Source organism: Caballeronia sp. LZ019, assembly GCF_031450825.1.
GTDB lineage: Bacteria > Pseudomonadota > Gammaproteobacteria > Burkholderiales > Burkholderiaceae > Caballeronia.
In genome coordinates this window covers 1,944,310-1,957,902 of the sequence record NZ_JARTVZ010000005.1, presented here as the reverse complement: position 1 = coordinate 1,957,902, position 13,593 = coordinate 1,944,310, and the positions used below count along the sequence as shown (strand labels likewise).

Sequence of the window (13,593 nt, the reverse complement as noted above, 5' to 3'; positions counted from 1 at the left end):
CAATGCGCATCTACGAACGATACTTCGCGCGCCAGATCTATCTCGCGTTCATCTTTATCCTGTTCGCGTTCTCGGGCCTGTTCTTCTTTTTCGACCTGATCAACGAACTGAACACGGTCGGGCACGGCAACTACAAGTTCACGCTCGCGGTGCTGCGTGTCGCGTTGCAGACGCCGTCGCGCTTCTACGAAATCATCCCCGTCGCGGCGCTGATTTCCGCCATCTACGTGTTCGCGCAGATGGCGGCGGCATCGGAGTTCACCATCTTCCGCGTGTCGGGGCTGTCCACCGGCACTGCGTTGCGCTCGCTGTTGAAGATCGGCGTGCCGCTCGTGCTGGTGACCTATCTGATCGGCGAAGTCATCGGCCCGTATTCGGACCAGTTGTCCGAGCGCGTGCGGCTCGAGGCGCTGGGCTCGTCGGTGTCGTCGAACTTCCAGTCGGGCGTGTGGGTGAAGGACACGCTCAACGCGAAGGAGAACGGCGAGCAGGTCACGCGCTTCGTCAACGTGGGGACGCTCAATCCCGACACGACGATCGCGAACGTGCGCATCTATGAGTTCGATTCGAAATTCCGTCTGTCGAACGTGCGCATCGCGCAGAGCGGCGTGTTTCAGCCGCCCGGCCACTGGAAGCTGACCGGGGTGACGGAAACGCAGTTGATCGACGCGCAGCCGCAAGCCGTCAATCCCGGCGATACGCTCAATCCGGTGTATCGCGCGAAGGAAACGGCGCTGCCGGAATACTCGCTGCGCTCCGAGCTGACGCCGCAGATTCTGTCGGTGCTGCTGGTGTCGCCGGACCGGATGTCGATGTTCAACCTCTTCCGCTATATCCAGCATCTGACGGAGAATCATCAGGACACGCAGCGGTATCAGATCGCGTTCTGGCGCAAGATTCTTTATCCGTTCGCCGTGCTGGTCATGCTGGTGCTGTCGCTGCCGTTCGCTTACCTGCATACGCGCGCGGGCGTGGTGGGCGTGAAGGTGTTCGGCGGCATCATGATCGGCATGAGCTTTCAGTTGTTCAACACGCTGTTTTCGCACATCGGCACGCTCAATACGTGGCCCGCGCCGATCACGGCGGCGGCGCCCGCCCTCGCCTATCTGGCGATCGGCTTGCTGGGCCTGAAGTGGGTCGAACGGCACTGAATCGTTTCGGGAGAGCGTGATGGGCAAGCACGGCATCATCCTGTTCGGCCACGGCGCACGCGATCCGCGCTGGGCCGAGCCGTTCGAACGTCTGGCTGTGAAGCTGCGTTCGCTGCGCAGCGATCCGGTCTCGCTCGCCTTTCTCGAACTGATGAAGCCCGACCTGCCCGCTGCGGTCGCCGCGCAAGCCGCCGAAGGATGCGATGCGATCACCGTCGTGCCGGTTTTCTTCGGACAGGGCGGACATGTGAGGCGCGACTTGCCGCAGGTCATCGACACGTGCCGTGCGGCGAATCCGGGCGTCGTCATCCGCTGCGCCACGGCCGTCGGCGAGGACGATGCGGTGCTCGAGGCGGTTGCGGGGTATTGTTTGCGGCAGGTTTAGGGGCGACGGCTGGCCGTTTGGCTGAGTGTTTGCGGCGTGCAGCGGGAGCTACGATGGAATCCAGTTCCGTCACCACTGCAATATCCCCATGCCCAGCGACACGCAGTCCTCCGCCGGCATCTCGATTCTCTCGATGCGAAGTTCGGAACCGCCACCAGCGAGCCTTCGACTCCGGCTTATCCCGAAGAAGTTATCCGGCTCCGAAGTGAGGTGACGCGTCTGCGCGCGGAACTTCAGCTCGTCGAAGCCAGGGTGAACGGTTACGCCACGCCACCGAACGCTCGCTGGATGGCATCGATAGCACATACAGGCGCTTATGTCGGTGGCTTGCGGCACCGCCGCGCGAGGCCCGCGGTCTAGTCGCTGGCAATGCCACGGATTCAGTGGAGCGACCCTTTCGGAGCGGCTCCTACGGTCGCAACTGCCAAAACAACGCCCGCTCGAACGGCGCCCACACCGGCACCCGCACGCCTGCGGCATCGAGCGCATTGCGCGTCCACTCGTTGCAGGTGGTATAGGCGGAATAGTGACCGAGCGCTTCATAGAAGGCATCGTGATCGTTGTAGTGATGCCCCTTCACGCTCGCGGACTGTCCGTTGGCATCGAGCCTGATCGTCCGAAGCACATGGCCCGCCAGCCGCTTGTAGGCAGCGAGCGATAGCGTGATGGGCAGCGCATCGTCCGATGCCTCACGCGGCGCGGGCGTGAACTGGACCGTCGCGGATCACAGCGTAGCGCAGACACAAGCAAGGCAAAAAAAACGCACCTGCCGGTGCGCTTTATCATCCCTGAAACGGAGCCGGCATCAGGCGGCCATCATCCCTTTGAGATGCACCGCCGGCTTCACCGCCGACGCCCTTTGGCGAAACGCCTCTCCGATCATCAGCAGGCTCGGCTGCGACGGATCGAGCCATTCCTGCGCCTCGCCCAGCGCCATCTGCGCGAGCGTCAGCGTCAGCGTGCGTTCGCGCGGCGTGCTGCACGCCTCGACGATCGCCACCGGCGTCGAACCCGGCCGCCCCGCGTCGATGAGCTGCTGCGCGATATCCGGCGCGCTGTCGCGGCCCATGTAGAACACGAGCGAATCGGCCTTCGCCTGCTCGCGGATGGCGTCGCTGTCGGCGGCGCGGCTATGCGTCGCGAGCGCCACGCTGCGCGACACGCCGCGCAGCGTCAGCGAACGCCGCAGCGTCGCCGCACTCGCCAGCGCCGCCGTGATGCCCGGCACCACTTCATAGTCGATGCCGGCCGTCTCGAGCGCGCGCATTTCCTCGTCGGCGCGGCCGAACAGCATCGGATCGCCGCCCTTCAGCCGCACGACGACGCCATGCTCGCGCGCCGCATCGACGATCTGCTTGTTGATGAAATGCTGGGCCGTTGAGCGCTGCCCGCAACGCTTGCCGACCGCGACCCTTTTCGCGTGCGGCGCGTAGTCGAGCATCGCCGGTTCGATCAGCGCGTCGTGCAGCACGACATCGGCCGATTCGAGCAGGCGCATGCCGCGCACGGTGATGAGATCCGCCGCGCCCGGCCCCGCTCCGATCAGATAGACCTTACCCATTGCATTCACCCGTCTTCAGGCCGCGATTGCGCGGATCATGCCCGCCGCGACCGTGTGATGCGTCGCCTCGTCGATCAGCACGAATGCGCCCGTTCCCTGATGCGTATCGTACGCGTCCGCGACGATCGGCTTCTGCAGCGTCAGCGCCACGCGGCCGATGTCGTTCATCGCGAGCGTCGTGCGATCGACCGAGTGCGACAGCGTATGCACGTCGAGCACCTGCTTCACGGCGCCGATGCGCGCGAACACGGTATTCGTCGTCTGCTTCAGCAAATACTTGCGCTGCGGCGAAAGCGGCTCTTCGTCGAACCAGCAGAGGTCGGCTTCGAGCTTCTTCGCCGGATCGACGGCCGCCGCCGCCGGCACGAAGGTATCGCCGCGCGATACATCGACGTCTTCGGCCAGGCGAATCGTCACCGTCTGACCCGCGAACGCGCGATCCACCGGGCTCACGCCGCCCGGCACGGGCGCCACGATCTCGGCCACCGTCGCCTGACGATTGGCCGGCAGCACGGTGATCGCGTCGCCGACGCGCACTTCGCCGGCTTCGACGCGGCCCATGTAGCCGCGGAAATCGTCGGCCTGGGAGCCGTCCTGACGCGCGACCCATTGCACCGGGAAACGCAGCGCCTGTTCATTCGGCTGCGCAACCGGCAGCAATTCGAGCAGATCGAGCAGCGGCTCGCCCGCGTACCAGGGCATGCGCTCGCTCGCGGTCACGATGTTGTCGCCCTTCAGGGCCGACACCGGCACGAAGCGCACGTTGTCGAGTCCGAGCTGGCGCGCGAGCGCGACATAGGCGTCGCGAATCTCGTTGAAGCGGGCCTCGCTGTACTCGACGAGATCCATCTTGTTGATCGCGACGATCACGTGTTGCAGGCCCAGCAGCTTGACGATGGCGCTATGACGCTTCGTCTGCGGCAGCAATTGCGCCGCGCCGTTTTCGAAGGTGACGCGCGTCGCGTCGACGAGGATGATCGCGGCATGCGCCGTCGATGCGCCCGTCACCATGTTGCGCGTGTACTGCTCGTGCCCCGGCGTATCCGCGATGATGAACTTGCGCTTCGCAGTCGCGAAATAGCGGTACGCCACGTCGATCGTGATGCCCTGCTCGCGCTCGGCCTCGAGGCCGTCGGTCAGCAGCGACAGATCGATTTCGTCGCCGACGGTGCGCTTGTTCTTCGCACGCGAGATCGCGGAAAGCTGGTCAGACAGCACGGCCTTGCTGTCGTACAGCAGGCGGCCGATCAGCGTGCTCTTGCCGTCGTCGACGGAACCCGCCGTGATGAAGCGCAGCACGCCCAGGTCTTCGGTTTGATAGATGCTCATGATTCGTCGATTCCTTTGGGCGTTGCTTAGAAATAGCCTTGCTTCTTGCGCTGTTCCATCGCGGCTTCGGAAGCCTGATCGTCCATGCGCGTCGCGCCGCGTTCGGTGATTTCCGTCACGGCCGTTTCCGCGATGATCTTCTCGACATCGTCGGCATCGCTCGAAACCGGGCACGTGCAGCTGATGTCGCCGACGGTGCGGAAGCGGACCTGCGCGATCTCGGAAGTTTCGCCTTCGCGCACCGGCGTGAGCGGCGTCACCGGCACGAGCAGCCCGTTGCGGCGGACGATCTCGCGGTCATGCGCGTAGTAGATCGACGGCAGTTCGAGCTTCTCGCGGGCGATGTATTGCCACACGTCGAGTTCGGTCCAGTTGGAGATCGGGAACACACGCAGATGCTCGCCGTTGTGCAGGCGCGCGTTGTAGATGCTCCACAGTTCCGGGCGCTGCGCCTTCGGGTCCCACTGGCCGAATTCGTCGCGGAACGAGAAGATGCGCTCTTTCGCGCGAGCCTTCTCTTCGTCGCGGCGCGCGCCGCCGATCATCGCCGTGTAGCCATATTGCTCGATGGTTTCGAGCAGCGTCACCGCTTGTGCGGCGTTGCGCGAATCCGTTTCGCGACGCAGGCGCACGGTGCCCTTCCTGATCGAATCCTCGACATGGCCGACGACCAGTTCCGCTCCGATCTCCGCCGCGCGGCGGTCACGGAAGTCGATCACTTCGTCGAAGTTGTGGCCCGTATCGATATGCACCAGCGGGAACGGCAGCACGGTCTTGCGGCCCGCGCCGAGACCGAACGCCTTCAGCGCGAGATGCAGCACGACGACCGAATCCTTGCCGCCCGAAAACAGCAGCGCGGGCTTGCTGCATTCCGCGACGAGTTCGCGCAGGATGTGGATCGACTCGGCTTCGAGCCAGTCGAGATGGTCCATCCGCGTCGCCCGGTTGACGATCGGGGTCGTGACGTTGGGGTCGAGCGTCGTGCTCATATTCGTCGATCCTTTTATGGCGGCATCCTCGGGACGCCGCGTTCGGTAACAGGGTTGTGCTGCGGCGTCTGCGCGCCTCGTTGTCTTCGTCAGATCGCCGAGCTGGGAGCTTCTTCGACGATCCTGATGCTGCTGATGCTGCTGATGTTGGTCATGTGCAGGCCGCATTCCTTCGTATCGCGCGATTCCCACCACCAGCGGCCCGCGCGGCTGTCCTCGCCGGGACGCACGGCGCGCGTGCACGGCTCGCAGCCGATGCTCGGATAGCCGCGCGCATGCAGCGGATTCACGGGCACGTCGAACGCCTTCAGGTAATCCCAGACATCGGCTTCGGTCCAGTCCGCGAGCGGATTGAACTTCGCGATGCCGCGCGGCGCGTCGTGTTCTTCCTCGTGCAGTTCGGCGCGCGTCACCGACTGCTCGCGGCGCTGGCCCGTCACCCACGCGGACACCTCCGCGAGCGCACGGTTGAGCGGCTCGACCTTGCGGATATGGCAGCAGCTCTTGCGCAAATCGATGCTCTCGTAGAACGCGTTCGCGCCGTGGTCGCGCACGTAGGCATCGACGGCATCGGCTTGCGGATGCAATTGCTCGATGTCATAGCCGTAGCGCGCATTCACGCTGTCGATCATGCCGAGCGTTTCCGCGTGCAGGCGGCCCGTGTTCAACGAGAAGATGCCGATACCGACCCCGCGCGAAAGAATTGCGTGCGTGAGCACCATGTCTTCCGCGGCGAGGCTGCTGGCTAGCTTGACGCGCTCGTGGCGCGCTGCGATGGAATCGAGCAGCGCATCCAGACGGTCAACCCTGGCTTGCAATTCTGGCGTCATGCCTCAGGCTCCGAGCGTGGCGAGCACCGCGGCGCGGCGGCGGAACAGCGGTTCGGGGTTGTCGTTCGCGCCCTGATACAGTTCGGTGAACTCGTTGAACGCGTTGAGCGCGTCGTTGATGTCCTTGTCGGCGCGCACGGCGAAAGCGTCGAATCCGCAGCGGTAGTGGAAGAACACCTGGTCGCGCAGCACGTCGCCGATGGCGCGCAACTCGCCCTTCCAGTCATAGCGCTCGCGCAGCAGGCGGCCGATCGAAAAGCCGCGGCCATCGCGGAACACCGGGAAATCGACGGCGATGACCGCGATCCTGTCGAAGTCCGGCACGACATCCGCGGGTTCGTCGTCGGGAGCGAGCCACACGCCGAGGGCGTCCCTGGAGCGCGTTGCGGCGATCGCATCCTTCTGCTCCTTCCACAGCGCGAACGGCACGATCACCTTGCCGGCGGGCAGCGCATCGGCTGCGGGCAGCGAGCCGTCTTCAGCGGCGCGGATCACGGTGAAATCGTCTTCCACGACCGCGCGGTTCTTGATAATCAACGTCATCTTCAAATCCTCAAGCGTGTGCCTGGCGCGATGCGTACACGCGCTCCTTGAACGGCGCAATGCCGATGCGGCCGAACGTCTCGATGAAGCGCTCGCCTTCGATGCGGTTGTCGACGAACGTCTCGATCACGCTCGACACGACGTCCGGCATTTCATGCGCCGAGAACGACGGGCCGATGACCTTGCCGAGATGCGCGCCGGTCGCGCCCGAGCTCTGCTCGCCGCCGAGCGTCACCTGGTACCACTCCGAGCCGTCCTTGTCGACGCCCAGCACGCCGATGTTGCCGACGTGGTGATGACCGCACGCGTTCATGCAGCCCGAAATGTTGATCGACAGGTCGCCCAGGTCGTAGACGAAGTCGGCGTTGTCGAAGCGTTGCTGGATCGCCTGCGCGATCGGGATCGACTTCGCATTCGCGAGCGAGCAGAAATCGCCGCCGGGGCACGAGATGATGTCCGTCAGCAAGCCGATGTTCGCCGACGCGAAACCGACCGCCTTCGCGCGTTCCCACACGGTGAACAGGTCGTGCTTCTTCACGTTAGCGAGAATCAGGTTCTGCTCGTGCGACACGCGGATTTCGCCGAAGGAGAACGCGTCGGCGAGATCGGCGACGTCGTCCATCTGCTTGTCGGTCGCGTCCCCCGGAGCGATGCCCGTCGGCTTCAGCGACAGCGTCACCGATGCATAGCCCGGCACCTTGTGCGGACGCACGTTGCGCTCGACCCAGCGCGCGAACGCCTTGTTTTCGATCAGATGCTTTTCGTACGATGCGTCCGTGTCCGGCAGCTTCTCGTAGGCCGGCGGCGCGAAGAACTTCGACACGCGCTCGACTTCGTCCTGCGTGAGCGTCGACGGGCCATCCTTCAGATGGAGCCACTCTTCCTCGACCTGCTTCGCGAACTTTTCCGGCGAGAGCGCCTTCACGAGAATCTTGATGCGCGCCTTGTACATGTTGTCGCGGCGGCCGTAGCGGTTGTAGACGCGCAGCACGGCTTCGCAGTACGTCAGCAGATGCCGCCACGGCAAGTCTTCCTTGATGACGGCGCCGATGATCGGCGTGCGGCCGAGCCCGCCGCCCGCGAGAATGCTCGCGACGACTTCGCCCTGCGCGTTCTTCTTCAAATAGACGCCGAGATCGTGAATCTGCACCGCCGCGCGATCCTCCGCCGATCCGCAGACCGCGATCTTGAACTTGCGCGGCAGCCAGGCGAACTCGGGATGGAACGTGGACCATTGACGCAGGATTTCAGCCCACGGACGCGGATCGACCTGCTCGTCAGGCGCCACGCCCGCGAACTGGTCCGCCGTGATGTTGCGGATGCAGTTGCCCGACGTCTGGATCGCGTGCATCTGCACCGAAGCCAGCTTGCGCAGGATTTCGGGCGTCTCTTCGAGCTCGACCCAGTTGAACTGGATGTTCGTGCGCGTCGAAAAGTGCCCGTAGCCGCGGTCGTGCTCGCGCGCGATGGTCGCCAGCATGCGGAGCTGGTCGCTGCGCAGATTGCCGTAAGGAATCGCGATGCGATGCATGTACGCGTGACGCTGCATGTACAGGCCGTTCTGCAACCGCAGCGGACGAAACTCCTCTTCGCTCAACTCGCCCGACAGACGGCGGCGAACCTGATCGGCGTACTGTGCGACTCGCTCGTCGACGATTCGCTGGTCGACCTGATCGTATTGGTACATTCGGGGGCCCCAAGTTTTTGTTTGGACACCGCGTTTCAGGTTGCGCGGCGCAGATAACCATTGATCCGCCATTGCACGCGTCGTTCAGACGGAACGATCATTTGCTAATGACGAAAACAGCTATGGATATTGGAAAAATTGGACTGATAGTAATAAACCTGCTATATATTGCAAACGACTGAAAAATTACTTTGATATGCAATCAGGTAATAACGAAGGGTTCTAAATGAATTTGCACCAGTTCCGCTTCGTGCGCGAGGCCGTGCGGCAGAACTTCAACCTGACGGAAGCAGCGAAGGCGCTGTATACATCACAGCCGGGCGTCTCCAAGGCGATCATCGAACTGGAGGACGAGCTGGGCGTCGAGATCTTCACGCGGCATGGCAAGCGCGTGCGGTCGCTCACCGAGCCGGGGCGCATCATTCTCGCGTCGGTCGAAAAAATCCTGCAGGAAGTCGAAAGCCTGAAGCGTGTCGGCAAGGACTACGCGGCGCAGGATCAGGGCAATCTCGTCATCGCCGCGACGCATACGCAGGCGCGCTACTCGCTGCCGGCGGCCATCGCCGAGTTCAAGAAGCGCTTCCCGAAGGTGCATCTTTCGATCCTGCAAGGCAGCCCGACGCAGGTCGCGGAAATGGTCATCCACGATCAGGCGGACATCGCCATCGCGACGGAAGCCATCGCCAATTACAAGGAACTCGTGTCGCTGCCCTGCTTCCAGTGGCAACACCTCGCGGTCATGCTGCCCGAGCATCCGCTGCTGGAACGCAAGCTTCTCACGCTCGACGATCTCGTGCAGTACCCGCTCATCACGTACGACGCCGCGTTCGCCGGCCGCACCAAGATCAATCAGGCGTTCGCGCTGCGGACGCTCAGCCCGGACATCGTGCTCGAGGCCATCGACGCGGACGTCATCAAGACCTATGTCGAGCTTGGGCTGGGCGTGGGGATCATGGCGGATATCGCGTTCAACCCGGAGCGCGACCGCCATTTGCGCGCGATGCCCGTCGGCCATCTGTTCGGCACCAACGTCACGCGGCTCGCGCTCAAGCAGGGCGCTTATTTGCGCAGCTATGTCTACACGCTCGTCGAACTGCTGTCGCCTTCGATGAACCGCAAGCTGATCGAACAGGCGCTTGCGGGCGGTCACGAGACTTACGAACTGTAAATACGACGGCGCAAACGCCGCCACAACAAGACGCACTCCTGGAGACCATCCCGATGACGTTGTCGAAGATCACGCGCCGCCTCGCTGCCGGCGTCGCCCTCGCTTTGCTGACCGCCGCGGCGCACGCGCAGATCAAGGTGGGCGTGGACCTGTCGAGCACCGGCCCGGCCGCCGCGATCGGCATCACGAGCAAGAACGCGATGCTGATGTGGCCGAAGACCATCGCCGGTCAGGACGCGCAGTACATCATCCTCGACGACGGTTCCGACCCGGGTGCTGCCGTGCGCAATATCCGCAAGCTGATCACCGAAGACAAGGTCGATGTGATCGTCGGCCCGAACATCACGCCGGCGGCGCTGGCGGCGCTCGATCCCGTCTCGGAGTATCAGACGCCGATGATCACGCTGATCGGGTCGGCGTCGGTGGTGGAACCGCAGGAAGGGAAGAAGGTGTGGGCGTTCAAGATGGCGCAGACCGACCGCGCCATGGCCGACGTGATGACGCGTTACATGGCGAATCACGGCGTGAAGACCGTCGGTTTCATCGGCTTCGCGGACAGCTACGGCGATAGCTGGCTGAACGAGTTCGGCAAGTTCGCGGAGCTGCGGCACATCAGGATCGTCGGCAGCGAGCGCTTCAACCGGACCGACGCGAGCGTCACCGGCCAGATTCTCAAGCTGATGGCCGCGCGACCGGACGCCATGCTGATTGCGGGCGCGGGAACGCCGACCGTGCTGCCGCAGCGCACGCTCGTCGAGCGCGGCTACAAGGGCGCGATCTATCAGACGCACGGCATCGCGACGCCCGAATTCATCAAGCTCGGCGGCAAGGATGTCGAAGGCACCCTTTTCCCGACGCAGCCGGTGGTCGTGGCGCGCACGCTCCCGGCGGATCATCCGTCGAAGAAGGCGGCGCTCGCGTTCGTCGACGCCTATGAGGACAAGTACGGGAAAGGCACGGTCACGCAGTTCGCCGGCGATGCGGCGGGCGTGTACCCCCGCTTGCAGGATGCCGTGGCGCGGGCGCTGAAGACCGGCAAGCCGGGTACGAAAGAGTTTCGCGTCGCGCTGCGCTCGGAACTGGAGCGCGCGCACGAACTGGTGGTGCCCAATGGCGTCGTGAATACGAGCGCGAGCGATCACGTCGGGCTGGATCAACGGGCGAGCGTGATGGGCGTCATTCGGAACGGCGCATTCACCTATCTGAGCCAGTGATTTCGGGTTGCATCGTTCTTTGACGCGGGCAGCTTGCTCATCGCAGGGATTTCGGTCATAATCGCCGACTCGATTTGGACGTTCCGCTTGGGTCGTCTTCATCGAAGAACAGCGTGCCCAGGTGGTGAAATTGGTAGACGCAGGGGACTCAAAATCCCCCGCCGCAAGGCGTGCCGGTTCGATTCCGGCCCTGGGCACCAGAGATTCAATGCAAAAAGATTCAACGCAAAAAGCCGCTCCTGAGGAGCGGCTTTTTGCATTGGGGCGAAGGTATCGCGACGGGTGCTCCGGCAGTCAGTCGCGCGGTCCGTCGCCTGAGCGCCCGTCACGAGAACAAGGGCCTCAATGCTTTGCCGCCTCACGCTGCCGGCGAAGCTCCCTTCGCCGAAATTGCCAGTCCAGCAATCTCGGCATGCCGAACTGGCCGAAGGCGCACATCAACACGAGCGGCCAGTAGTCGCGAAAGAATCCCATCACGAAGTCCAGCATTCCACCTCCCTATTCTTGTGGTCGGTCAAATAAACAGAAAGCGCGTAGTACGCCGAAGCTTCGATCATCGGATGCAGCGGCAACAGCGCTCTGACATCCTCGTTGAACGAAGCAAGCAGCAGATATAACCATAGAAGCACGCCGCCAAGCGAGGCGAAAATTCCCAGATTTACGATAAATATCGCCTGCTCCAGACGATGAATCACTTGCCATCGCAACGGGTCTCGCAGCAATTCCGACGGAAAAGCGGCAAGCGCCATATTGAAGCTGATGCCCGAGGCGACCAGCGAGATCGGGAAGAACTCGTCGACGCCCGGCTGCCTCAGCGCCACACGCACGATGTATTCGATCACGCCCATGAAAAGCGGCAGCAGAAATACGAGACGTTGGCTCGTTGAGGGAAGACGCTTTGCGGTCATCATCGTGTCCAGTGGTACTGATCGTGATCGGTACGACTGTCGCTCGCACGGCGGCGCGCGTGAAGTCGGCCATCCGGCTAATAGCGCATGCGTCTTTTTCGGATCATCATTGCGCGAATGTGCGCAATACCGTAGAAGCGAGACGTTTTTTCTCGGGAGAATCGCAGGCGGCGGTATCGATGAAGCCGGACCTGCATGCGCTGCGAGCACGCTCGTTCGGCTTGCTTAAGGTTTTCCCGATGCCGTGAGCCGCCCCGCGCGTTGCGCCAACCTGACCCGGCACGAGTACGCATGATGCAACCCGAATATTCGCTGTCGCTCGATGCGGTGATCTGCCGCCGCTGCAACGTCGTTTCGCCCGCCGTCGACGAGACGTGCCCGTACTGCGGAGCGGATCGCCAGGGCGCGATCTTCACCAGCGTCGCGGATACCAACGCCGATGCTGCCGCAAGCGACGATCGGCGCGATTTCGTCGACTTGCGCGACACCGGCTGGCTCACGCGGCTCGTGCGTCGAAGAATGGTGACGTCGTATCCGAGCCTGGTCGAGCCCGGCGACGCTCTGCCGTTGCCGGAACGCAGACCCGCGCGCAAGGGGCTCGTAATGCTTGTGAGCGGTGTGGTGGCCGGCGTCGCGGCGGGCGGATACTTTTATACGCAGTCCGATGCGCAACGCACGCCGACGCAAACCGTCAGCGCGGCGGGAACGATCGGGAACGCGTCGTCGTCGCCGCAAACCCGCGATGATGCCGATCGGCATGCGCTCACCCGGCGGCAGGACGACGAGGCGCAGACTTGGAAGACAACGGCTGCAGGCGCATCGGCTTCGGCCGCAGCCGTGCCTGCGGCGAACGGCGCGGGCGGTATGTCTGGTCCCAGCTTGGCACGTGTCGAAGGTTCTTCGTCGCCGGCAGTTGCATCGCGCGTCGTTGAATCCCAGGCGGCGTCCGGGAAGGGAGCGAAAGCCACGGAGGTCGCATCGGCGAGTGACTCGTCGCTGTCGTTGCACGGTGAGGCGGCGTCGAAGGCAACTACCGCCAAAGAGACAAGCGCCGCCGACATCGCATCGTCGAATGCTACGTCTTCGTCATCCCGCACCGTTGCGGCGTCGAAGGCATCCTCCGCAAAAGACTCAAGAACCGCTGCCGTTGCATCGGCGAGCGCTTCGCTCGCTTCGTCGCCCGCGGACATTGCATCGACCGCCAAGCGCGTACCGGAACTCCAGATTCCCGCGATGGCCGCCGAATCGCCAAAAACCCGCGAGGCGTCGCGACAGGCCGTCGCCGACGCGATCAACTCTGCCTCCCGCCACGGCCGCGCTGCGTCGGACATGGCGACGGGCGCGGTGGTATCCCAAACGCCGTCCCATGCGGTCTCGACAGTCGCGTCGGCCTCGCAAAGCAGGTCGTCGCCGACTTCCGAAGCAGCGCATGACAGGAGCGTTGCGACGCCTGTTGCATCGCCGAGCGCGGGAGCGCGCGTTGCGAGCGCCTTGCCATCCGTAACGTCTCCGCCCGCCGTCAACAGCAACACAGCGGCGACGTCGAACGCGACGGCTTCGCAATCGACAGTGACATCAGCACGCACGCCGGCCACGGCAGCGACTTCGGCAGCGCGCGCATCGTCTATCGCGCCGAACAACGAATCGCGGTCTGCTCCGACGATCACCGCTCAGACAGGATCAAGCACTGCCGCTACGCCGACGTCAGACGCCCTGGACAAAACACCCGCGAACATCGCCTCACCGGGCCGCCCGATCGCGCATTCGGCATCCGCCCACGAGGCGCCGTCGTCCGCCGAAGCGCGCACGGTCGCAGCCGTCCGCCAAG

Annotated in this window: 14 protein-coding genes, 1 tRNA gene and 1 pseudogene; 6 read left to right on the top strand and 10 right to left on the bottom strand. The window is 63.8% G+C overall.

Annotated elements, in window-relative coordinates; genetic code table 11:
* Nucleotides 1-2: 2 nt before the first annotated feature.
* A complete protein-coding gene (gene lptG, locus P9255_RS22595; protein ID WP_309763123.1) occupies nucleotides 3-1,151 on the top strand; it encodes an LPS export ABC transporter permease LptG in 1,149 nt (382 codons plus the stop codon).
* Nucleotides 1,152-1,170: 19 nt separating this feature from the next.
* Nucleotides 1,171-1,536 carry a CbiX/SirB N-terminal domain-containing protein gene (locus tag P9255_RS22590; RefSeq protein WP_309763124.1) on the top strand — a complete coding sequence of 122 codons (366 nt, stop codon included), beginning with the start codon at nucleotides 1,171-1,173 and terminating at the stop codon, nucleotides 1,534-1,536.
* Between the two features lie 409 nt (nucleotides 1,537-1,945).
* Here the strand turns inward: P9255_RS22590 and P9255_RS22585 are convergent.
* From P9255_RS22585 to P9255_RS22555, 7 genes and pseudogenes are all read right to left on the bottom strand, one after another.
* Nucleotides 1,946-2,239: pseudogene (locus P9255_RS22585) on the bottom strand (DUF2459 domain-containing protein); the annotation flags it as partial.
* Between the two features lie 102 nt (nucleotides 2,240-2,341).
* Nucleotides 2,342-3,097 (bottom strand): uroporphyrinogen-III C-methyltransferase, encoded by a 756-nt coding sequence (cobA, locus tag P9255_RS22580; RefSeq protein ID WP_309763125.1) that lies wholly within the window; start codon nucleotides 3,095-3,097, stop codon nucleotides 2,342-2,344.
* Between the two features lie 15 nt (nucleotides 3,098-3,112).
* Nucleotides 3,113-4,426, bottom strand: a complete 1,314-nt coding sequence (locus P9255_RS22575) for a sulfate adenylyltransferase subunit 1 (RefSeq protein ID WP_404980389.1) — start codon at nucleotides 4,424-4,426, stop codon at nucleotides 3,113-3,115.
* Nucleotides 4,427-4,452: 26 nt separating this feature from the next.
* Nucleotides 4,453-5,415 (bottom strand): sulfate adenylyltransferase subunit CysD, encoded by a 963-nt coding sequence (gene cysD / locus P9255_RS22570; protein WP_309763126.1) that lies wholly within the window; start codon nucleotides 5,413-5,415, stop codon nucleotides 4,453-4,455.
* 89 nt (nucleotides 5,416-5,504) lie between these two features.
* Nucleotides 5,505-6,245 carry a phosphoadenylyl-sulfate reductase gene (locus P9255_RS22565; protein WP_309763127.1) on the bottom strand — a complete coding sequence of 247 codons (741 nt, stop codon included), beginning with the start codon at nucleotides 6,243-6,245 and terminating at the stop codon, nucleotides 5,505-5,507.
* A 3-nt stretch (nucleotides 6,246-6,248) separates the two neighbouring features.
* Nucleotides 6,249-6,788 (bottom strand): DUF934 domain-containing protein, encoded by a 540-nt coding sequence (locus P9255_RS22560; protein WP_309790461.1) that lies wholly within the window; start codon nucleotides 6,786-6,788, stop codon nucleotides 6,249-6,251.
* Between the two features lie 10 nt (nucleotides 6,789-6,798).
* Entirely contained in the window at nucleotides 6,799-8,475 is a 1,677-nt protein-coding gene (locus P9255_RS22555) for a nitrite/sulfite reductase (RefSeq protein WP_309763130.1), read from the bottom strand.
* Nucleotides 8,476-8,701: 226 nt separating this feature from the next.
* Here P9255_RS22555 and P9255_RS22550 point away from each other — a divergent pair, with 226 nt between their 5' ends.
* From P9255_RS22550 to P9255_RS22540, 3 genes are all read left to right on the top strand, one after another.
* Nucleotides 8,702-9,643: a CysB family HTH-type transcriptional regulator gene (locus tag P9255_RS22550; RefSeq protein WP_309763131.1), complete on the top strand. Its 942-nt coding sequence runs from the start codon at nucleotides 8,702-8,704 to the stop codon at nucleotides 9,641-9,643.
* A gap of 53 nt (nucleotides 9,644-9,696) precedes the next feature.
* Nucleotides 9,697-10,857, top strand: coding sequence for an ABC transporter substrate-binding protein (locus P9255_RS22545; RefSeq protein ID WP_309763132.1), 1,161 nt, complete (start codon nucleotides 9,697-9,699; stop codon nucleotides 10,855-10,857).
* Nucleotides 10,858-10,972: 115 nt separating this feature from the next.
* Nucleotides 10,973-11,057: transfer RNA gene (locus tag P9255_RS22540), tRNA-Leu, on the top strand.
* A 142-nt stretch (nucleotides 11,058-11,199) separates the two neighbouring features.
* Here the strand turns inward: P9255_RS22540 and P9255_RS22535 are convergent.
* Together P9255_RS22535 and P9255_RS22530 are read right to left on the bottom strand one after the other, a co-directional pair.
* Nucleotides 11,200-11,346, bottom strand: a complete 147-nt coding sequence (locus tag P9255_RS22535; RefSeq protein WP_309763133.1) for a hypothetical protein — start codon at nucleotides 11,344-11,346, stop codon at nucleotides 11,200-11,202.
* Entirely contained in the window at nucleotides 11,331-11,768 is a 438-nt protein-coding gene (locus P9255_RS22530; protein ID WP_309763134.1) for a hypothetical protein, read from the bottom strand. The genes P9255_RS22535 and P9255_RS22530 overlap by 16 nt, the downstream gene beginning before the upstream one ends.
* Nucleotides 11,769-11,824: 56 nt before the next feature.
* Here P9255_RS22530 and P9255_RS22525 point away from each other — a divergent pair, with 56 nt between their 5' ends.
* Complete coding sequence (locus tag P9255_RS22525) at nucleotides 11,825-12,013, top strand: hypothetical protein (RefSeq protein WP_309790460.1); 189 nt, start codon at nucleotides 11,825-11,827, stop codon at nucleotides 12,011-12,013.
* Nucleotides 12,014-12,415: 402 nt separating this feature from the next.
* On the opposite strand, the gene P9255_RS22520 is transcribed toward P9255_RS22525, so the two are convergent.
* Entirely contained in the window at nucleotides 12,416-13,405 is a 990-nt protein-coding gene (locus tag P9255_RS22520) for a hypothetical protein (RefSeq protein ID WP_309790459.1), read from the bottom strand.
* Nucleotides 13,406-13,593 lie beyond the last annotated feature (188 nt).

Excerpts from the sequence above, each read along its gene's own strand:
- P9255_RS22565 (WP_309763127.1), bottom strand. The coding sequence starts at position 6,245 with ATGACGCCAGAATTGCAAGCCAGGGTTGACCGTCTGGATGCGCTGCTC.
- P9255_RS22545 (WP_309763132.1), top strand. The coding sequence starts at position 9,697 with ATGACGTTGTCGAAGATCACGCGCCGCCTCGCTGCCGGCGTCGCCCTC.
- P9255_RS22530 (WP_309763134.1), bottom strand. The coding sequence starts at position 11,768 with ATGATGACCGCAAAGCGTCTTCCCTCAACGAGCCAACGTCTCGTATTT.
- P9255_RS22590 (WP_309763124.1), top strand. The coding sequence starts at position 1,171 with ATGGGCAAGCACGGCATCATCCTGTTCGGCCACGGCGCACGCGATCCG.
- P9255_RS22550 (WP_309763131.1), top strand. The coding sequence starts at position 8,702 with ATGAATTTGCACCAGTTCCGCTTCGTGCGCGAGGCCGTGCGGCAGAAC.
- P9255_RS22555 (WP_309763130.1), bottom strand. The coding sequence starts at position 8,475 with ATGTACCAATACGATCAGGTCGACCAGCGAATCGTCGACGAGCGAGTC.
- P9255_RS22560 (WP_309790461.1), bottom strand. The coding sequence starts at position 6,788 with ATGACGTTGATTATCAAGAACCGCGCGGTCGTGGAAGACGATTTCACC.
- cysD (WP_309763126.1), bottom strand. The coding sequence starts at position 5,415 with ATGAGCACGACGCTCGACCCCAACGTCACGACCCCGATCGTCAACCGG.
- P9255_RS22535 (WP_309763133.1), bottom strand. The coding sequence starts at position 11,346 with ATGCTGGACTTCGTGATGGGATTCTTTCGCGACTACTGGCCGCTCGTG.
- P9255_RS22575 (WP_404980389.1), bottom strand. The coding sequence starts at position 4,426 with ATGAGCATCTATCAAACCGAAGACCTGGGCGTGCTGCGCTTCATCACG.
- lptG (WP_309763123.1), top strand. The coding sequence starts at position 3 with ATGCGCATCTACGAACGATACTTCGCGCGCCAGATCTATCTCGCGTTC.
- cobA (WP_309763125.1), bottom strand. The coding sequence starts at position 3,097 with ATGGGTAAGGTCTATCTGATCGGAGCGGGGCCGGGCGCGGCGGATCTC.